The sequence below is a fragment of the Epilithonimonas bovis DSM 19482 genome (genome assembly GCF_900108115.1).
GTDB lineage: Bacteria > Bacteroidota > Bacteroidia > Flavobacteriales > Weeksellaceae > Epilithonimonas > Epilithonimonas bovis.
Window position 1 is genome coordinate 70,354 of the sequence record NZ_FTPU01000004.1, and the last position, 19,885, is coordinate 90,238.

General features: G+C 37.8%; 23 protein-coding genes. 16 read left to right on the top strand and 7 right to left on the bottom strand.

The window, feature by feature from the left end; translation table 11 throughout:
* Nucleotides 1-76 precede the first annotated feature (76 nt).
* From B0B05_RS02765 to B0B05_RS02780, 4 genes are all read left to right on the top strand, one after another.
* A complete protein-coding gene (locus tag B0B05_RS02765) occupies nt 77-1,333 on the top strand; it encodes a putative DNA modification/repair radical SAM protein (protein ID WP_076781974.1) in 1,257 nt (418 codons plus the stop codon).
* A gap of 81 nt (nt 1,334-1,414) precedes the next feature.
* On the top strand, nt 1,415-1,966 hold the full coding sequence (locus B0B05_RS02770; RefSeq protein WP_076781975.1) for a hypothetical protein: 552 nt from the start codon (nt 1,415-1,417) through the stop codon (nt 1,964-1,966).
* 89 nt (nt 1,967-2,055) lie between these two features.
* Entirely contained in the window at nt 2,056-3,216 is a 1,161-nt protein-coding gene (locus tag B0B05_RS02775; protein WP_076781976.1) for a glycosyltransferase family 4 protein, read from the top strand.
* 34 nt (nt 3,217-3,250) lie between these two features.
* Complete coding sequence (locus tag B0B05_RS02780) at nt 3,251-3,628, top strand: YchJ family protein (protein WP_076781977.1); 378 nt, start codon at nt 3,251-3,253, stop codon at nt 3,626-3,628.
* Nucleotides 3,629-3,744: 116 nt separating this feature from the next.
* Here B0B05_RS02780 and B0B05_RS02785 read toward each other — a convergent pair whose 3' ends face one another.
* Nucleotides 3,745-3,987 carry a VF530 family protein gene (locus B0B05_RS02785; protein ID WP_076781978.1) on the bottom strand — a complete coding sequence of 81 codons (243 nt, stop codon included), beginning with the start codon at nt 3,985-3,987 and terminating at the stop codon, nt 3,745-3,747.
* A 207-nt stretch (nt 3,988-4,194) separates the two neighbouring features.
* Here B0B05_RS02785 and B0B05_RS02790 point away from each other — a divergent pair, with 207 nt between their 5' ends.
* The 4 genes from B0B05_RS02790 (at nt 4,195) to B0B05_RS02805 (ending at nt 7,483) form a co-directional block, all read left to right on the top strand.
* The gene (locus B0B05_RS02790) at nt 4,195-4,848 is read left to right on the top strand and encodes an SGNH/GDSL hydrolase family protein (RefSeq protein WP_076781979.1); all 654 of its coding nucleotides are present in this window, start codon (nt 4,195-4,197) and stop codon (nt 4,846-4,848) included.
* Nucleotides 4,848-5,375 (top strand): YfiT family bacillithiol transferase, encoded by a 528-nt coding sequence (locus B0B05_RS02795; protein WP_221406960.1) that lies wholly within the window; start codon nt 4,848-4,850, stop codon nt 5,373-5,375. The genes B0B05_RS02790 and B0B05_RS02795 overlap by 1 nt, the downstream gene beginning before the upstream one ends.
* A gap of 66 nt (nt 5,376-5,441) precedes the next feature.
* Nucleotides 5,442-6,929, top strand: a complete 1,488-nt coding sequence (hutH, locus tag B0B05_RS02800) for a histidine ammonia-lyase (RefSeq protein WP_076781980.1) — start codon at nt 5,442-5,444, stop codon at nt 6,927-6,929.
* 107 nt (nt 6,930-7,036) lie between these two features.
* Nucleotides 7,037-7,483 (top strand): GNAT family N-acetyltransferase, encoded by a 447-nt coding sequence (locus B0B05_RS02805; protein ID WP_076781981.1) that lies wholly within the window; start codon nt 7,037-7,039, stop codon nt 7,481-7,483.
* Nucleotides 7,484-7,579: 96 nt separating this feature from the next.
* Here the strand turns inward: B0B05_RS02805 and B0B05_RS02810 are convergent, their stop codons facing one another.
* The 4 genes from B0B05_RS02810 to B0B05_RS02825 form a co-directional block, all read right to left on the bottom strand.
* The gene (locus B0B05_RS02810; RefSeq protein ID WP_076781982.1) at nt 7,580-8,755 is read right to left on the bottom strand and encodes a peptidase associated/transthyretin-like domain-containing protein; all 1,176 of its coding nucleotides are present in this window, start codon (nt 8,753-8,755) and stop codon (nt 7,580-7,582) included.
* 57 nt (nt 8,756-8,812) lie between these two features.
* On the bottom strand, nt 8,813-9,637 hold the full coding sequence (ygiD, locus tag B0B05_RS02815; protein ID WP_076781983.1) for a 4,5-DOPA-extradiol-dioxygenase: 825 nt from the start codon (nt 9,635-9,637) through the stop codon (nt 8,813-8,815).
* A gap of 431 nt (nt 9,638-10,068) precedes the next feature.
* On the bottom strand, nt 10,069-10,578 hold the full coding sequence (locus tag B0B05_RS02820; protein ID WP_076781984.1) for a YceI family protein: 510 nt from the start codon (nt 10,576-10,578) through the stop codon (nt 10,069-10,071).
* Between the two features lie 237 nt (nt 10,579-10,815).
* Nucleotides 10,816-11,574, bottom strand: a complete 759-nt coding sequence (locus tag B0B05_RS02825) for a TIGR03915 family putative DNA repair protein (protein WP_076781985.1) — start codon at nt 11,572-11,574, stop codon at nt 10,816-10,818.
* Nucleotides 11,575-11,857: 283 nt separating this feature from the next.
* Here B0B05_RS02825 and folB point away from each other — a divergent pair, with 283 nt between their 5' ends.
* On the top strand, nt 11,858-12,223 hold the full coding sequence (folB, locus tag B0B05_RS02830; RefSeq protein WP_076782029.1) for a dihydroneopterin aldolase: 366 nt from the start codon (nt 11,858-11,860) through the stop codon (nt 12,221-12,223).
* A 67-nt stretch (nt 12,224-12,290) separates the two neighbouring features.
* The gene (locus B0B05_RS02835) at nt 12,291-13,022 is read left to right on the top strand and encodes an SIMPL domain-containing protein (protein ID WP_076781986.1); all 732 of its coding nucleotides are present in this window, start codon (nt 12,291-12,293) and stop codon (nt 13,020-13,022) included.
* A 17-nt stretch (nt 13,023-13,039) separates the two neighbouring features.
* Here B0B05_RS02835 and dtd read toward each other — a convergent pair whose 3' ends face one another.
* Nucleotides 13,040-13,489 (bottom strand): D-aminoacyl-tRNA deacylase, encoded by a 450-nt coding sequence (gene dtd, locus B0B05_RS02840; RefSeq protein WP_076781987.1) that lies wholly within the window; start codon nt 13,487-13,489, stop codon nt 13,040-13,042.
* 11 nt (nt 13,490-13,500) lie between these two features.
* Nucleotides 13,501-13,959 (bottom strand): Rieske (2Fe-2S) protein, encoded by a 459-nt coding sequence (locus B0B05_RS02845; RefSeq protein ID WP_076781988.1) that lies wholly within the window; start codon nt 13,957-13,959, stop codon nt 13,501-13,503.
* A 98-nt stretch (nt 13,960-14,057) separates the two neighbouring features.
* Between B0B05_RS02845 and greA the strand changes: the two genes are divergently transcribed.
* The 6 genes from greA (at nt 14,058) to B0B05_RS02875 (ending at nt 19,862) form a co-directional block, all read left to right on the top strand.
* The gene (greA, locus tag B0B05_RS02850; RefSeq protein ID WP_076781989.1) at nt 14,058-14,525 is read left to right on the top strand and encodes a transcription elongation factor GreA; all 468 of its coding nucleotides are present in this window, start codon (nt 14,058-14,060) and stop codon (nt 14,523-14,525) included.
* A 56-nt stretch (nt 14,526-14,581) separates the two neighbouring features.
* Entirely contained in the window at nt 14,582-14,971 is a 390-nt protein-coding gene (locus B0B05_RS02855) for an HIT family protein (RefSeq protein ID WP_076781990.1), read from the top strand.
* A 47-nt stretch (nt 14,972-15,018) separates the two neighbouring features.
* Nucleotides 15,019-16,212: an ATP-dependent Clp protease ATP-binding subunit ClpX gene (gene clpX / locus B0B05_RS02860; RefSeq protein WP_076781991.1), complete on the top strand. Its 1,194-nt coding sequence runs from the start codon at nt 15,019-15,021 to the stop codon at nt 16,210-16,212.
* Nucleotides 16,213-16,275: 63 nt separating this feature from the next.
* On the top strand, nt 16,276-18,237 hold the full coding sequence (locus B0B05_RS02865; protein WP_076781992.1) for a T9SS type A sorting domain-containing protein: 1,962 nt from the start codon (nt 16,276-16,278) through the stop codon (nt 18,235-18,237).
* Between the two features lie 18 nt (nt 18,238-18,255).
* Nucleotides 18,256-18,492 carry a hypothetical protein gene (locus tag B0B05_RS02870; RefSeq protein WP_084173864.1) on the top strand — a complete coding sequence of 79 codons (237 nt, stop codon included), beginning with the start codon at nt 18,256-18,258 and terminating at the stop codon, nt 18,490-18,492.
* A gap of 89 nt (nt 18,493-18,581) precedes the next feature.
* Complete coding sequence (locus B0B05_RS02875) at nt 18,582-19,862, top strand: peroxiredoxin family protein (RefSeq protein ID WP_076781994.1); 1,281 nt, start codon at nt 18,582-18,584, stop codon at nt 19,860-19,862.
* The last annotated feature ends 23 nt before the right edge of the window (nt 19,863-19,885 follow it).

Below are 19,885 nucleotides of genomic sequence, written 5' to 3' on the forward strand. Positions count from 1 at the left end.
TGATTGATCTCATTTATGGACTTATTTTTGACACTGATTTCTCACACCATTCCATCCAGAAATTAATTCTGTAAAAATGAATTTTGACCGCACCAAAGAAAAACTCGAGATCCTTGCAGATGCAGCTAAATATGATGTGTCGTGTTCTTCCAGCGGGGGAAAAAGAAAAAATAACGGCGGTTTGGGTGACAGCTCTGCGAGTGGCATTTGTCACACTTATACAGAAGATGGGCGTTGTGTTTCATTGCTTAAAATCCTGTTGACCAATCATTGCATCTACGATTGTATCTACTGCGTTTCCAGAAAATCGAATGATATCAAGCGTGCTGCATTTACGGTAGAAGAAGTGGTGGATTTGACCATCAGTTTCTATAGACGGAATTACATAGAAGGTTTATTTTTAAGCTCAGGGATATTTAAAGATGCAGATACAACAATGGAGCGCCTGGTGAGAGTGGCAAAAAAACTAAGGAACGAACACCGGTTTAACGGTTATATCCATCTAAAATCTATTCCCGGAGCGAGTGATGATCTCATGAAAGAAGCTGCGCTGTATGCGGATCGGTTATCGGTCAATCTTGAAATCCCGACAGAATCCGGACTCAAGTTATTGGCACCGGATAAAAACCGCGAGGATATGTTGCAGCCCATGCGGATTGTCCAAAAAGGAATTCAGCAATACAAAGACGAAAAGAAGCTCATCCGAAGCACACCAAAGTTTGCGCCGGCTGGGCAATCTACCCAAATGATAGTGGGCGCCACCAATGAGAACGATCTGCAAATCATCAAGGTGGCAGATCATTTCTATAAAAATTATGGGATGAAGCGCGTTTATTACTCGGGTTATATTCCTGTGACTGTTGATAATCGTTTGCCAGCCATTACCGCTGAGGTTCCTGTTTTGCGCGAAAACCGATTGTACCAGTCCGATTGGCTGATGCGGTTTTATGGTTTTAAAGCTGATGAAATCCTTGATTTCAATATGCCTTTTCTGGATCTGGAAGTAGACCCAAAACTGAGTTGGGCGTTGCGTCATCTCGAGCAATTTCCTGTCAATCTGCAAACGGCTGATTATAAAATGATTCTCAGGATCCCGGGGATTGGCGTGAAAACGGCACAGAAAATTGTGAGCGCAAGGCGTTTTCAGGTTTTGACAATCGATCATCTCAAAAAATTGGGAGCAGCCACTAATCGAGCCAGATATTTTATCGATTTTACTTATGGTAATCCATTTCTCAAACATTTGACGGACCTGAATCTGAGGAAATTAATCATTGGCGGAAGCCAGTCCAAGTTCCAGAATCAGTTTTCGCAGCAGTTGACCTTGTTTTAGGACTTTCAGTAGGAATTTGTTACGCTTTAGGAATGTTTAATTATTTTTGATCAATTAATCTCAAAAAAAAATAATTGAACCATGAAAAAGCTATTACTTCTTTTAAGTATCTTCTTCTACATTATCAGCACTGCTCAGCTGCCACCGCCTGTACTATCTTCCCGCAAAAACACAGGTAATCAATTGAAAATCAGTTCCAGGAAAAGTGCGTTGATCCAGAAAGAAACATTTACGCTGGGGAAGTTTAAAACACTTAATTTTCAAAAAATCGTTTCAAAAGATCTAACAGACAATACCTCAGAAAGTGTTTTTGCAATCATGATCCTGACAGAGACTTATGACCAGATCTGGAAAAAAACACTCACTATCGATAAACCAGAGCTTTCCAAACTTATCAGTGCATTACAAGTTGTGCAACAAAAAGAGCAGGAGAAAACCGTAGAGGAGACTAAGTATAAATTTGTAACCAATAGTGGTATCGAGTTTGGAAGTGTCTATAATAATGAGTCAAAACTATGGCACAATTATATCACCTTCCCATCCGGCTCTTTCAATCAAAGTTTCATCGAATTTTCTAAAGATGAATTAAAAGATCTGATCAAGTTGCTGAAAGATGCAGAACAAAAATTGTAACAGGCAATAGTGTTTTTTTGAGGAGCATCGTATAAAAGTTAGCCTCTACACTAGTTTCAAAAATTTATCTTTGTATTTCAATAACTGGTATGAAAAAACTCTTCCGCTTATCAACGGTTCCTGTTTCCCTTAATATTTTGCTGAAAGGCCAATTGGCTTATCTTAATAATTTTTATCAGGTCACCGCTGTTTCCGGGCCGGGAAAAGATCTGGATGAAGTGGCAGAACGGGAAAAAGTGAAAGTTTTCCCTATAGAAATGCAACGGAAGATCTCGCCTGTAAAAGATCTTGTATCCTTATGGCAACTTTACAAGTATTTCAGGAAAGAAAAGCCGGATATTATACATTCTATTACTCCAAAAGCCGGATTGCTCAGCATGTTGGCGGGCAAATTAGCGGGCGTACCAATAAGGGTTCATACATTCACGGGGCTTATTTTCCCGTCCCGCTCGGGAATCATGCAACAGTTACTCATCAATATGGATCGGCTGCTCTGCCTGTCTGCCACTCATATTATCCCGGAAGGTGAGGGCGTAAAGAATGACCTTATCCAATATCATATCACAAAAAAAACTTTAAAGATTATTGCAAACGGTAATGTTAACGGTATCGATACCTGTTTTTTTGATCCAGCTTGCGTTGATGAATTAGAACAATCAAAACTTAAAAACCAGCTTGGGATTTCCCCGCACGATTTTGTATTTGTATTTGTCGGGCGCCTCGTCAGTGAAAAGGGTATTAATGAACTTGTGAATGCCTTTAGAATTTTAAAGGAAAAATTACAAAATCCAACAGAACAAAAGATAAAACTGCTGTTGGTTGGCCCTCAGGAGCCGGAGTTGGATCCTCTTAAACCGGAGGTCCTTAGCGAAATTACAACTAAGCAGGACATTATTACAGTTGGTTTCCAGCAGGATGTACGGCCTTTTTTCAGTGTGTCAGATGCGCTGGTGTTTCCAAGTTACCGCGAAGGTTTTCCTAATGTGGTGATGCAGGCCGGCGCGATGGGTTTGCCCGCTATTGTTACGGATATTAACGGCTGCAACGAGATTATAAAGGAAGGGGAAAATGGCGTAATTATCCCTCCAAAAGATTCGGGAGCTCTCGAACTGGCTATGCAAAGGCTGGTTACCGATCAGCCTTTTCTGGCCAGTTTACAAAGCAATGCGAGAATAATGATCGAGCAGCGCTATAAGCAGCAGTTGGTATGGGAAGCCTTGTTGGACGAATACCAAAAAATGTCCAAATAATAAGTTTTAAAATTTTTAATATAATTAAAAATCAATGATTTGTCCTTGCTGTTCCGGAATATCCTATAATGATTGCTGCCAACCTTATCACCTTAAGGAGAAATTTGCGCCAACAGCAGAAGCCCTGATGCGGTCACGGTTTTCTGCATTTGCCATCCCCAACGGCGAATATCTTTGGGAAACGACTTCACCCAACAAACGGCAATTCCATAACAAAAAAGATCTTCAGGAATGGGGCGAAATCAATGAATGGACAAAACTGGAAATTGTTGATAAACCTTCCGCCAATAAAGTTGAGTTCAAAGCTTATTATATTGATGAAAATGGGAACGAGCAACTGCATCACGAACTGTCACAATTCAAAATGATTCAGAATCGCTGGTATTATGTCAACGGAGAATTTTTGGAATAATTATTTTAAAGAGGCTTCGAGAACCTCAGCCTGACAACGCTCAAAATAATGCATTTAGTATTAGAAGTCTTACACTGAGGCGAAGTTTATCCTGAGCTTGACGAAGGGAAGTATTTTTATAAACCTTTTTTCTTCTTTTGTCTCAAAACATAAAGATATAAACTTTCCACTTTCGCTCGTGCCCAATCGGTTTTCCTGAGGAATTTCAATGAGGAATTGATGCTCGGATTGTCGGCGTTGAAACATCGGATGTTGATTTGTTTTCCCAATTCTTCGAATCCGTTGTAATAATCCACCAATTCTTCCAAAATTGAGTCGAGTCTTTTGCCGTGTAAAGGATCTTTTGAGGTGTTTTCCATTTTGTAAAATTATTGATATTATTTTGAACGCAAAGCTCGCAAAGATTTTTTTATAATTATTGAAAATATTTAAGGTTCGCAAATGATAATTCGCCGATTCCTTGAAAAAAGAAAAGATAACGAGGCAAAGGCGCTTCGCTCAGCCAAGTTTGATTAAAATAAAACATTTCAATTATCCTTATTTCATATATTTGATTAAAATAAGAAATGAAATCTTTACTATTCGCTTTAATCTCATTATCAGCCATGTTATCAGCCCAGGATTTTGCCAATTTTGGCAGATATACCCAACAGAACCAAGACCTAATTTCCCAAAATGTTGTACCCAACTCAGTTTTTATGGGCGATTCTATCACAGAAGGTTGGTTTGCCACAGACCCGGGATTTTTCACGAAGAATAATTTTGTTGGACGAGGAATTGGTGGACAAGTGACTTCGCAGATGCTTCTCAGATTTCGGGAAGATGTGATTAAGCTGAAACCAAAACGTGTCATTATCCTTGCCGGGACCAATGATATTGCAGAGAATCAAGGTCCGATTTCTCTGGACAAAGTTTTCGGGAACATTGTTTCTATGGCAGAATTAGCAAAAGCCAATCATATCAAAGTCGTTCTTTGTTCTGTTCTGCCCGCTTATGATTTCCCTTGGAGAAAAGATATGAAACCTGCAGATAAAGTAATTGCACTGAACAAAATGATAAAGGATTACGCGCAGAAAAACAATATCACTTATGTAGACTATCACAGTGTTTTGAAAGATGAAAAAAATGGTTTGCCCAAAGAAATCGCAGAAGACGGAATCCATCCGAACAAGTCGGGTTATGAGAAAATGGAAGCTATCCTAATGAAGACTTTGAAATAATGATTTTAGAGCAATTAAAATATCCGGTTGGCAAATTTGTAAAACCAGAATCCATTACCACAGAACTCATCGATTCTGCCATTTCTGAAATTGAAAATTTTCCTAAGCTTGTAAAAGCTGAAATCCAAAATCTGGATGAACAAGATTTACAATTGAGATACAGACCAGGAGGCTGGACGATATCTCAGGTCGTTCATCATTGTGCAGACAGTCACATCAACAGTTATGTGAGATTCAAATTGGCTTTGACGGAAAACATCCCTACCATCAAACCTTACGAGGAGAGTCTTTGGGCAGATTTGCAGGATAAGCAGCTTTCACCTTTTGTTTCTTTGAAATTATTAGAAGCTTTGCACGAAAGATGGGTTTATATTTTAAAAAGTCTTTCTGAAGAAGATTTGAGCAAAGAATTCATTCATCCGGAACAATCGGAAAAAATTTCACTTACAGAAAATATTTTGATCTATAGTTGGCACTGTCGGCATCATTTAGCGCATATCAGGCAGGCGAAAGAGTTGAGGTTTTAAATCAAATAAAAATCAACTACTCCAATTCCTCCTAAAAAGCGTATTTTTAAACCAAATTTTTCAGTAATGATTTACGGAATCGATACACTTGGTTATCACGATGTTTTAGAGATTTTAAAAAATCCTTCCAAAGCCAAACTCAATAAAAAATCAAGGGATCAAATTATAAAATCGCAACAGAATGTCAGGAAAATTGTAGAATCTGACAGGACGGTTTATGGTATCAACACAGGTTTCGGGCCGCTTTGTGATGTTAAAATTTCTGAAGAAGAAACCGCCCAACTTCAGCACAATCTGATTATTTCTCACGCTGTTGGTGTTGGGAAACCGATTGACAAGAATATTTCCAGGATAATGATGATTTCCAAAATCCATGCTTTGTCGAAAGGATTTTCGGGCGTTTCTTTAGATGTTATTGAGCGATTGATTTTGATGTTGGAATTGGATATTATTCCAGTTGTTCCAGAACAAGGTTCTGTTGGTGCTTCCGGAGATTTGGCGCCGTTGGCTCATTTGGTTTTGCCATTGTTAGGTTTAGGCCAGGTTTGGGTAAACGACGAAATCAAAGTTACTTCCGAAGTCTTGGAAAAACATAACATCCAACCTTTAAAACTCGGCCCGAAAGAAGGTTTAGGATTAATTAATGGGACGCAATTCATTTTAGCTCACGCCATCGTCGGACTTTCAAAATTCGAATATCTTTTGGATCTGGCGGATTTGACGGCAGCGATGAGTCTTGAAGCTTATCGCGGATCTGCAAGTCCTTTCAAGAAAGAATTGCACGACATTCGTCCGTTTGACGGAAGCCAAAAAGTGGCAGAAAGAATGCGTAATTTCCTAAAAAATTCTGATAATCTGAAATCCCACGAATTCTGTGACCGCGTTCAGGATCCATATTCTATGCGATGTGTCCCGCAGGTTCACGGTGCGAGTAGAAATGCTTTTGAACACCTGAAAAATCTTACAGAAACTGAACTGAATTCTGTAACCGACAATCCAATTGTTTTGAGCGCAGAAGAATCTATTTCCGGAGGTAACTTCCACGGACAATTGTTAGCTTTGCCATTGGATTACGCCTCTTTGGCCGCTGCAGAATTAGGAAATATATCAGACCGAAGAAGTTATCTACTATTAGAAGGTAAATATGGTTTGCCGAAATTATTAGTAGAAAGTTCAGGGCTTAATTCCGGGTTTATGATTCCGCAATATACCAGTGCGGCGTTGGTTACAGAGAACAAAACGCTTTGTTTTCCTGCATCGGCAGATTCTATACCCACAAGTCTCGGTCAGGAAGACCACGTTTCTATGGGAAGTATCTCCGGCAGAAAATTCAATCAGATTTTAGGAAATCTAGAAAATATTCTGGCCATCGAATTGATGTTCGCAGCACAAGGTTTGGAATTCCGAAGACCTGCAAAATGTTCCAAAATCGTAGAAACAAATTATGAAATCATCCGTTCTGTTGTCCCAAAATTAGAAAATGACCGATTGATTGGTGAAGATATTTTGAAAATTGCGGAGCTGGTCAGAGAAAGAAAATTGGTGGTGAATTGAATTATCATAAAGTTTTCGACTCCGCTCAGACTGACAATGGCTAATCGAAGTTTGGTATTAGAAATGTCACGCTGAGCGGAGTCGAAGCGTTTTCAAATAAAGTAAAGATGACGATCCTCAGAACAACTTCCGAAAATCTGGATTTTCAAAAATTAGTAAAACAATTAGATGCTTATCTTGCCGTGATGGATGGCGATGAACACGCTTTTTATCATCAATACAACAAAATAGATCTATTGAAAAATTGTGCTGTAATTTTTGACAATGAGGAAGCGGTTGCCTGCGGTGCCATCAAAGAATTGGACTCAAATTCTATGGAAGTCAAAAGAATGTTCACACTTCCCGAGAAACGCGGAAAAGGCTTGGCTTCGGCTATTTTGAAAGAACTTGAATCTTGGGCAAAAGAATTGGGTTACAAAAAAACAATTCTGGAAACGGGTAAAAGACAAACCGAAGCCGTTACGCTTTACAACAAATGCGGTTATCAAGTCATTCCAAATTATGGACAATACATTGGAATTGATAACAGTATCTGTTTCGAGAAAGAATTATAAATTTATTTTCTCTCGCTGATCGTGCCGATTTAGCTGATTATTAATATTAAAAAATCTGTAAAATTTGCTTTATCTGCGAGAAACTAAAATCTTTAATCAATTCCCAAACTGATAATCCAAAGGCAACATTTTAGAAACATTCTGATTGGAAAAAGAATCTTCCAAAATCAATAAATCAGGGTCAGAAATATTACCTTCCTGAAAAACCTCAAATTCCAAAGCTTCCGGATGAACGATTGAAGATTGTGTAGAAAAAGTAGTGGCTTTTACAAATTCGCCTTTCTTGATCTCGTAAAAATACTTTTGATAATTCACTTGAAGCAAATCTTCGAAATCCAAAAACAATCTTCCATTTTTAAGTTTTGTGAACTCGGGTTCTTTCATTTTTGTTTTTAGGATCGCCATCAAAAATTCAGGATTTTTACTTTTCTTTTGAGCAATAACTTCCAACTCATCAGTCCAGGGAACATTTGAAATTCTCTGAGCTTTCACCATTTCGAAATGGTCTAGCAGTTTTTGCAGTTCAGCTTCTGATGGATATGATGGATTTTTTATTCTTTTAGCATGATTTACGATGAAACCTTCTTTTTCTAATTCGTTATTATAAAGACTTCGTAGAAAATGCATCAGGCTGCCTTTGTACGCATTCATCCGATTCAGAATGATATTTTTCTTACTATTATTTTCTTTAAAGAAAGATGTTCCCAGATAGCTCGTCGTTTTCTTTTTAAAATCTGCTTCAAAATTGATAAGATTATATTGAATCGTGTAACCCAGATTTTTATTTTCAATAATCAAAGTTTGTGGGGCTTTCACTTTCAGGAATTGATTTTTCTTATCATAAGAAAATTTAAGTATTTTCTGGTTTTTGATGCTCACGTTCTCTCTGTCAAAACCAAGGAATTTGTCCAGGAAATAATTGATAAAATCCTTGTAAGCCTGGTCGGTGTAAGGGATAATCACCACTTCCTCAATCTCTTTCACCGGATTGATAATCACCTTCACCGATTTTCCAATCGCCTGATTAAGAGGAAAAATACTCGTTTCGTATTGGTCTTTTTGGAAGATGAGATTGCCGCTTTTCTGTCCTTGAACATCCAGCTGAAAACTTCCGTCATTAGTAGAAGCGGTTGAGATTTTGGTTCCGTCCAGATAAACATTGACATTGGCTATGACCTGGCCATTTTCTGTCTGGATTTTTCCTGAAATTATCTGAGAAAAACATAGGGAAACGAAGCCAAAATAAAAGTAAATTAGTAATATTCTTTTCATTAAAACAATATTACTAATTTTTTAGTTATAATAAATAGTTTCGCAAAACTTTTAGGATCAACCGATCTTTATCGAGGTCATACTCAAAGAACCACCAATTAATGAGTCATTGAATAAGGATAATTCTTCGGATTTTTCTTTCAGACCAAGATTATAAATCATTGGTAGAAAATGGTCAGGTGTCGGAACCGCATATTGCAGAAATGTACCTTGTTTTTGATAATCGATGAGTTTTTGAAAATCACCATCCAAAATCCAGTTGTTGGTTTTTTCTCTCGCTTCTATCGCCCAATCCCAGCCAGCGCCCACGGTGTCAATATTTTTCCAGTCGATCAATCGGAGATTATGGACAATGTTTCCGCTTCCGATAATCAGGATTCCTTTTTCCCGGAGTTTGGATAATTTTTTGGCTAAATCAAAGTGGTATTCCGGCGGTTTTGTATAATCGATACTCAGCTGAATTACCGGAATATCAGCATCGGGATAAAGATGCCGCAAAACCGACCAGGCGCCGTGATCCAAGCCCCAGCTGTGGTCTTCTTCTGCAATGGGAGCTAGCAATTCTATAGTTTCTTTGGCCAGTTCCGGGCTGCCATTTGCGGGATATTGCACATCGAACAAGGCTTTTGGGAAACCATAAAAATCGTGAATGGTTTTCGGGAGTTGCATGGCGGTCACAAAAGTCCCGTTGGTAAACCAATGCGCCGAAATACAGATAATAGCATTGGGTTTTGGGATTTCTTTACTGATATTTCTAAAGCCCTGTACAAAGATATTTTCCTCGATGGCGTTCATTGGAGAGCCGTGACCGAGGAACAAAACAGGCATTTTCTCCGTAGTTGGGAAATGATCTGATATTTTTGAAAGATCGTTGAGGTTCATATTTTTTGTAAAAAGTATTTGATTGAATTTTTGTGTCTCGCAGATTTAGCAGTTTGCGCTGATCTTTCACACTTAAGCTGGATTTTTTACCACAAAAGTCACAAAAGTGTTTGAAAAGAATTAATAATATATTTTAAGACTAAAACAGTTTAATTTTAAGTCTTTTATCTTTTCTTTATTTTCTTTCATCTACTTAAGGATAATTAAGTTTTTAAAATCTTCGATTTTTTGGCAAATGTTGTTTTTATGTCGGATCTGCAGCCCGGCCTGAGTGGAGCTCTTTTTCTTTTTTATCAAAAAAAGAAAAAAGCGGGAACGGAGGACGGAAAAGCTGCCCTAATAATCATTCTCAAAAAACAAAAAAGTATAAACAAAGCGGACTCTGTTTATACTTTTATAAAAACTTAAACTATAATATAATCTGTGTCCGACTATTGTTTTACAAACTGCAGATCACCCGCAATTTTCACTTCATCACTTACCAATACGCCGCCAGCTTCCAGCGCAGCATTCCAGTTAAGGCCAAAATCGCTTCTTTTGATTTTGCCTTCAAAAGAAAAACCGGCTTTGGTATTGCCCCAAGGATCCTGGCCAATGCCTCCGAAATCCACATCCAGAGTAACTGGTTTTGTAACACCGTTGATGGTGAGGTTTCCTGTAACATCTCCTGTCAAAGCTTCAGCTTCAAAAGTGATGGCTGGGTATTTTTCTGCGTTAAAGAAATCTGCAGATTTCAGGTGTGTATCTCTGTCGGTGTTATTGGTAAAAACAGAATCGGTTTTTATGCTGGCGCTTACTTTGGCTTTAGAAAATGTATCGTCTTCCGTTGTAATTTCTGCTTCAAAGCTGGTGAATTCTCCTTTCACGTAGGAGATCATCATATGTTTTACTTTAAAGGTAAGTTCGCTGTGTGTCGGGTCTAATTTCCAGGTTGTTGACATAATTTTAATATTTTATTGATTAATTGTTTTGCAAAGTTATAACAGAAAAAGATTTGCCGCATTGATATAGGTTAAGTTTTTTCTATTGTGGCAGCCCGCCAGATTTTCCTGCGCATTATCCAGCGCAAAATCTGGCGGCCGGGCTGTCCGTTTCTATCTTTTTTTTGCTAAGGCTCTTGCCCGCCCCAAAAAAAGGATAACCACTTCCATCCCTGCTGCGGGGCTTTGTCTCTCTGTTCACCATTTCTCGGTCAGGTATTTCCAGTAGCGCTTTGGGACGTGCTGGATATGGAGTTTGCTATTTTTCCGCTCTTTGATATTGGTTTTGGCAAAATAGCTTTGCCAAAGCCTCTGGTATTTTTTTTCCTCATCATGCAGCTTTTCCTGATATTGGCTGAGGTTTATTTTTTCATCAGGATAAAAGAATCCGCAGTTTTCCAGGTCATAAAACAGCCCGTAGTTTCGGCGCAAATCATAGATCATCCATTGTTGGTCTGCATATCGGTTTTTGAAATGGTTTCTGATTAAGGGCAAAACATTGTAATCCGGGTCGATCTTAGCAAAATAAATATCGTCCTGCATTTTCTCGAATCGTACAAAGGCCGTCATACGGTGCCTTTCCCGGCTTACCGATTTGCAGATTTTTGAAATTTGCAGAATGTCATCGTTGGCGAAATTCTGAAGGATATTGTCGCCTGGATATTTTACAGATTGTTGTACGGCAGACAAAATCAGCTGTTCCAGCCGGGGATCTTCGGATAAAAAAACTTTGACCAATTGATTGATACCGGTTTTACCGATGCTTTGTTCCAGTTTTTTCAGTACACGTTCGGATTTTTCGGTTTGTGTTACCACTTCATGAATTTGCGCAAATATATTCTCCTGCAGAAAATTTTCTCTGCTGACGATCTCCGCATCGTTGTACCGGTATTCAAAAACCTCGAATACCGCTGTAAAAAGTCCGTCAAAACTGCCGTCATAGAGTAGTGTTGTCATAATGCCTGCTGCGTGAGTGCTGTTATCTTTTTCTAATATAAGTAGATGTAAGAATCTAGATGTCAGGTTTAAATCATTTTACTAATTAAAAATGCTTTGCATTTCTATTTTATTTTTAAAAAAAACATCATTCTAATGTGTCTATGTGGTTTTATTAATTTTTAAACATTCTCTTAACCAAAAGTTTTATTTTTATCCCTTGAAATCGCCATGATTTGGAACCCAAAAATCAATGAAGGTACAGCGATAACATATGACCTCTGAAAAAAATAAATATCTACATATGAAATCAAAAATTATTCTTAAAAATATAAAAATTTATGCCTATCACGGTGTATTGCCGGAAGAACCGCTGATAGGTAATGAATACCTGATCAATGCCGAGCTGCATGCGGATCTGCAAAAAGCATCCCAAACAGATGATTTGCAAGATACAATCAATTATGCAGAAATTAGTGAGGTCATCCATCAGGAGATGCTTGTCCGTTCGCAGCTTCTGGAGCATGTGATTGGCAGGATCATCAGCAGGATAGAGATTCAGTTTCCTGCGATTAGTTTTGTTAAAATCAAACTGACAAAAACCAAACCGCCCATGCCGGGCGAGATGGATGGTGTAAGCCTGGAGTTTGAGAAAAAGATTCACCATTAATATTGGATGTTGTCAGGCAAAAAGTATTGGTACTAAGTTTGCTCCGGAAATCAAAAATCAAACTGAGATGAAAAATTATATTGCTGTGGCCATTGCTGCGTTGGGTCTTATCATTGCCGCTGCGATCTTAGGCAGTGCTTTGAAAAACCGAAACCGGTCAGACAATACGGTGGCAGTAACAGGATTAGGATCCAAAACTTTTACCTCAGATCTTATCACATGGTCCGGTAGTTTTTCGAAGAATAATACAGATCTTAAATCAGCCTATGATGCACTAGCGGTTGACAGAAAGGTGATTTTTGATTATCTGAAATCCAAAGGAGTCAAAGAAAATGAGATGGTTTTTTCTGCGGTGGATATCCAAAAACAGTTCAGGAGTTTTACCGACTCCAATGGGACTTATCAGCAAGGCGAATTCTCAGGTTATAACCTGACACAAAATGTCTCTATACAGTCCAGAGAAGTTGGTAAAATCGAAAATATATCCCGTAATATCACAGAGATTATCAACCGCGGTATCGAGTTTACATCTTCTTCACCACAATATTTTTATACCAAACTGGCTCAGGTGAAGCAGCAGATGATTGCCGATGCGACAAAAGATGCCAAAGAACGCGCTGAAAAAATTGCGGAAAACGCCGGCAGCAGCCTCGGCAACCTAAAGAAAGCAACCATGGGCGTAATACAGATTACAGCACCCAATTCTAATGAGGATTATTCCTACGGCGGGACTTACAACACTACATCTAAGGAGAAAGAAGCGACGATCACCATCAAACTGGAATATGAGGTAGATTAATCAGCGATTTTGTGGTTTTATGATTTGGTCTTGCTGTCAAAAACCAATGTTACGGGCCCGTCGTTGATAAGGGAAACCTTCATGTCTGCACCAAAAATGCCGCTTTCGATTTTAAGCCCTGATTTTTTAAGCTCTTCTTTAAAATGCTCAAACAGAGGAATAGCTTTGTCCGGTTTTGCCGCTTTTATAAAAGATGGTCGGTTGCCTTTTTTATAATCCGAAATTAGTGTAAACTGGCTGATGCAAAGGATCTCGCCATTAATATCCTTTACAGATTGATTCATTTTTCCGGTTTCATCAGAAAAAATTCTGACATCCAGGATTTTTCTGGCAAGCCACTCAGAATCTTCAATGCCGTCGTTTTCATCTACTCCAATCAGTAACATCAGGCCCTTATCTATTTTCCCGACAATTTGATGCTCTACTTCAACACTTGATTGGGATACACGCTGTATAACAACTCTCATTAGACAAATAATTAATTATAAATGGACAATACATTACTGTTAGCATCGTAAGAATAGGAACGATAGGTTTTAAGTGCTGTTTTGGCAGTGCTGTTGAGCGGTTGGCCGGTGGTGAGAAACCATTCTGCCCCGTCATGCGGGCAAATAACTTTAGTTCCGTCTTTCACTTCCAACACAGTGTCGCTCTCCGGGCAAATATGTGGTGCATTACGGTCATAGATCATAAAGCCGCTGCTTGCCCTGTAGACAATCAAGCCATTGGTTCCGGCGCCTACTTCGTTAACGTAAACCCAGGAGCCAACAGTTTGTAATTTGTAATAAGTGGGCAGGTTGAGGTTGAGTTGGACGGAGACTACAGAATTAGGAAAGCAACTCACCGTTTCATTTCGCTCGTTGCAGGCATTGATTGCTGTTAACGAGCTGATAATCAAAAATAATGTAAAGGCGGCTACAATTTTTTTGGGATTCATTTCAAAATTAATTATATATTTGTAAACTCGATTAGAGACAAATTAGTATCCGGCAAAGGTCGGATTATTTTTTTATATCAACGATAAATTTTATTGTTATGAACTACGTAACCAAAGAAGGATTGGACAAAATGAAGTCTGAGCTGGAACAACTAGAGACTATTGAAAGACCAAAAATAACTCAGCAGATTGCTGAGGCCAGAGATAAAGGTGACTTGTCAGAAAATGCAGAATACGATGCGGCAAAAGAAGCCCAAGGTATGCTGGAAATGAGGATTTCTAAACTGAAAGATGCCATTGCGACGTCTAAAATTATTGATGGCAGCCAGTTGGACCTAAGCAAGGTTTCTATTCTTACAACAGTGAGACTGAAGAATAATATCACAAAGGGTGAACAAAAATTCACGCTGGTACCTGATAATGAGAGCGATCTTAAGTCTGGGAAAATATCTGTGAATACACCAATTGCCAAAGGCCTGCTGGGAAAAACAGTAGGAGAGACAGCCGATATTGTGTTGCCAAACGGTAATAAGCTTTCCTTTGAAGTTTTAGAAATTTCTTTATAAAAATTATTAAGTGTTGGTTTAAAAATTGCTGAAAGCTAGAAATCAATATTAAAATCATGAGCAGTATTTTTTCTAAAATCATCAGTGGAGAAATCCCAAGTTATAAAATTGCGGAAGACGAAAAGCATATCGCTTTTTTGGATGCGATGCCATTGGTAAAAGGGCATACATTGGTGGTTCCCAAAAAAGAAGTAGACCTTATTTTTGATCTCGATTCCGAAGATTATAAGGATCTTTGGGCCTTTACCCAGGATATTGCGAAGCAAATCAAAAAAGCAATTCCATGCAAAAGGGTAGGTATTGCCGTTGTAGGCTTAGAAGTGCCTCATGCCCATATTCATCTGGTGCCGCTTAACAGTATGGATGATCTTAATTTTAAAAATGTAAGGCTCATTTTTTCACCAGAAGAGTATAAAGAAATACAAAAATCCATTATCAACGCATAAAAAGAAGTTTTCCACTTCTTTTTTTAATTATAGAATATTTGACAGATATGAATCCAAACCAATGCTCATTTTGTGGCAGAAAAAAGAATGAAGTTCAAATTCTGATTTCCGGGCAAAATGGCTTTATATGTGAAAATTGTATAGAACAGGCGCATGCTATTGTAAAAGACAGCGTTAACCATTCATCAGATTCTGCAGCACTTGTAGATTCTATGGATGCTCTTAAGAAGCCAAAAGAGATCAAGGCTTTTCTTGATGAATATGTAATCGGTCAGGATCAGGCCAAAAAACAATTGTCTATTGCGGTTTACAATCATTATAAAAGGCTTCTGCATGCCCAGGATGAGAACCGGGAGGTAGAAATCGAAAAATCCAACATCATCATGATTGGTGAGACCGGAACAGGGAAAACATTGTTGGCAAAAACCATCGCAAAACAGCTCAATGTGCCTTTTTGTATTGTGGATGCAACCATTCTTACTGAGGCCGGCTATGTGGGTGAAGATGTGGAAAGCATCTTGTCCAGATTATTGATGGTAGCAGATTATGATGTGGAGAAGGCCGAGAAAGGCATTGTTTTTATTGATGAGATTGATAAAATTGCCAGGAAATCAGATAATCCAAGCATTACCAGAGATGTTTCAGGGGAAGGCGTTCAGCAAGGATTGCTGAAATTGCTAGAAGGCAGTATCGTGAACGTACCGCCACAAGGTGGGCGTAAGCATCCGGATCAGAAATATATTCAGGTTAATACACAGAATATCCTCTTCATTGCCGGTGGTGCTTTTGACGGGATCAAAGAGATTATCGAAAGAAGGCTTAATAAGCAGGCGATCGGCTTTTCTGCAGAAAAACTTAATAAAACTGAAGAGGAAGATTACATTTTAAGCCAGATCAATGCTATAGATCTCAAAACTTTTGGCCTTATACCAGAGCTTTTAGGAAGGTTTCCTATCATTACTTATCTTGACAGGCTGACCAAGGAGACATTGGTTAGAATTATGAAAGAACCAAAAAATTCTATTATCAATCAGTTTACAGAACTTTTTAAAATGGACGGCGTGAACCTCGAATTTACAGATAGCGCCATTGAGGAAATAGTGGAAGATACTATGAATAAAGGACTTGGGGCAAGAGGCTTGAGAGGCACCACAGAGAAAGTTTTGGAGGATTACATGTATGATATTGGAAATAAAACAGATATAAAAATTACAGATAATGTTGTTGCAAACAAAAATTAGTTGTTTTTGTAAAAAAAATTATAAATTTGCATTACGTAATATTAAAAACACAAATACTATGTTATGAAAAAAAATTTATTTTTAAGTATCATATTTTCCCTTCCAGCTACGTACTATTCTCAAGTTTTATCTTATGTGGGAGAAGGTGCTGTCATGTATGTTAGCAAAAATACATTGCTATATAATGGAGGAGGTATGCAGATCGAAGGTTCCGGAGTCGTTGAAAATCATGGTAATGTAATGCTTGTAGGTAATACAAGTTCTGAGTTTAGAACAGACCTGGGCGCTACATCTATGATTACGGGGAAATTCATCAATAAGCTCAATGAGCCTGATGCCTTTGCTTCCCCCGCTCCTAAGTCTAGTAGTGATACACCTGCATATACTTATGGGCAGTTATACATTTCTGGTATTACTCAAGACAATATAAAAGGGGTTGTTAATCAGGAGTTTCGTGCCATTAATCATGGCGCTTACCAACAGATTGGATTACCATTTTGGGGAAAGAGTTTTTCCTCTTTATCTGAATTTGGTAAAACATTTAACAAGGAACGTTGGTCTCAGAACGAGGTGTTAGTTTGGAATAATGCCCGAACAGTTTTTGATAACCTTTCTTCTGATATTATTGGTTCTACAGACCATCCTGCTTATTCTTATTATATACTTGGTGCTGGTGGAACGGGTTCTGCATGGGCGAGTAATGGTTTGGCTACTACAAGAACACTTGTAGGTAAGCCGGTATCAGATTTAAGCAACTACGAGCTGACATTATCAGGTTCAGGTTCTACTGTTTCTTATGGCGTAAATGGTAATGCAATCAATGAATACAATGAGCACTACAATACTTATTTGGGGGATAATTTTGCCTATTCGCGTGGTCATATATGGGATGGTGTCGATTTTGGTAAAAACCTTTACTTCTTTAGTAATCCATATCTTACTAATTTAGACTTGAGTAATTTAGATAAATTAGGCCCAGATTTTTTAAATAATTTGTATGGTATAAGGTTTGAACCAAAAGCAGGCGGTACCGTTTATCAAACTAATATTGGAGGTACTATAAATAGCTTTAGATATGTTACGAGAAGTGGAGGTGTTTGGGTTGGGGATACCGAAGAGCTTATGGTAAGGCCATTAGGAACCTTCGTTATAAAATTGAACGATAACAGTTCAACTATATCAAAAATTAAGTTCAAAAATTTGAGAAGATTCAATTATTATCCAAGACCATCAGGAACGACATATTCGCCTACTGCAAAAATGGGTAATAGTTCATCTGGAACGGTCAAAGAACTTGCTGTAATTGGTTTGGATAAAAATGGTTATGAAGTAGCTAGAAGTTATTATGTAGTATCACCTTTTTCAACTACAGGTAACTCATTAGATGCGACATCTCAGGTGGCAAATACTAATACATCTGTTTTGGGTACTTTTGAAGAGAATCCGTCAATTGGTGGATACGATGATAACTATACGAGTAAATACTGGCTTTATATCAATGAAGCTAATGATACGTTCGTTGGTAAAAATGTCAAATTGGTTAAGTATACTGGTGACATTTCTACCTTTAAATTTATTATCAAAGAAAATGGAAAAGAATTAGCTGATAACGTAAGTGATTTATCAACTGGTTTAGGTTTTTACTTTAAAGGACCAAATGGTGAACTTAGGTCTGTTGCTCAAGGTTTAATTTTGGATGCTTCCGGTGGAAATGTTCAAGATTATGATTTATATTATGGAAAACCTGATTCAACACTTAACTCCAACGAAAATAAAGTGCCATCTAGAACGGTTGTTCTTTATAATGCTGCAACTGATAATTATATTGTAAGATTTGATCCAAAATGGAATAGAGCAGATGTTTTTGTTTTTGATTTAAGTGGTAAATTAATTTCTTCAGAAAAAACGATTGGCACATCCAGTGATTATTCAATCCCGGTTCAAAAACATTTGAATGCCGTGTATATTGTAAAAGCTATTTCTGATAAGGGTGAAGTTGTACAATCAAAAATTATTGTAAAATAATCTTAAAAACAAATGAAAATGAAAAAAAATATATTGCGATTATTAAGTACTTTATTCTTCTTGTGTGGTGTTTTCTTGTATGCAGGTGCGCCTCCAGTACCTGGCGGGCCGACCGGTGGTGGTGGGCAAGGTGGCAGTACTGGTACTCCTGGTGCTCCAGCTTCGCCAATTGATATGTACATCCCTTTGCTGATTGTTTTAGCTGTACTATTTATTGTATGGTATGTCAGAAAGAGAAGAATACAAATTCAATAGCTTGATTATCATATTTTATTTAAAATATTAAACAAAAATATTATATAAAAAAACTCACTTTTTACAGTGAGTTTTTTTATTTTTACTCTATGAAAAAAATTTTGTTTGCAGGTACATTTTTTCTATCTGCATGGGCTTTCTCTCAGTTTAATGTAAAAATTGCTGTACCTTCTTATCTGGTAGATTCTGATATATATTTATACGGTTTTAACGGATCCAAAGATATCCTTTTTGCCAAAGGAAAAGCGGGCTCAACCAATGCTGTAGTAAAAGTGGATAAACGCTATACCGGTATGATGCGGGCTTTTTTTCCAAAGGCTAACGGATCGGTGAACCTTATTTCTGAGAATAAGGATATTAGTTTTGCGCTGGATTTAGATTCCGGAAACAGAATTTCGAATATCGTTTTTGCAGATGAGGCGAATCAGCTTTTCAGTAATCAGGTAGAAACACAAAGAAAACAGGAACTTATTTTGCCGGCACTCATTCAGATAAAGGATTTTTATAAGCCGACAGAAGGATTTTATAAGTCTCTGGATCAAGAGATCAATACGCTTTCCAAGAAAGATAATTCTCAATACGCATCCCACCCTTTTATTGAATTTTATCAAAACAGCCAAAAATTTGTTTCTCAAGATAAAATTGCAGATGTAAAAACGGACGATTTCATTAATTATTTCACAAAATCCAGTGAGTATTTAGAAACTTCCGGGCTTATGAAGCCAATATTGATTAATTATCTCAACATTAGCAAATCTAATGTGGAAGGTGGCGTTGATCAGCTCCTTGCGGCTGTTAACGTAGAGACACCAAGAGGGCAAACTGTTTTGTCAGAATTGATAGACATATTTAATTCTTATAATATGGTTAAGCTGAAAGAGAAATATCTGAAAGAAGGAAATAACCTGAAGTGCACCATTACAGACAGATTGGCAACAACGCTTAAGTCCAATAATAACACAGAAGTGGGCGCAAAAATCCCAAATAATACTTTTGCCAACGCCATTCATTCAAAATACAAATCGTTGTACGACGTAAAAGCATCTAAAAAGATAGTTGTTTTTTGGTCTTCAACTTGTTCACATTGCGAAGCCGAATTGCCTAAGTTGTTGGAGAAGTATGAACAGCTGAAAGCACAAAATATAGAAGTTGTAGCTTTTTCTCTGGATAGTAACCTGGATGAGTATAAGGCTAAAGCCAATGTTTATCCGTGGATTAGTGCTTCCGAAGGCAAAGGCTGGTATAGCTCTTACGGTGAGACATATAATGTCAATGCAACCCCGACTTATTTTATAATCGACAGTGATAATAAAATTCTTAGCAAGCCCGATCATGTGGGAGATGTCTTAAGTTTTTTAAAAGTCAATTAAAAAATTTGCTGTAATCCAAAATA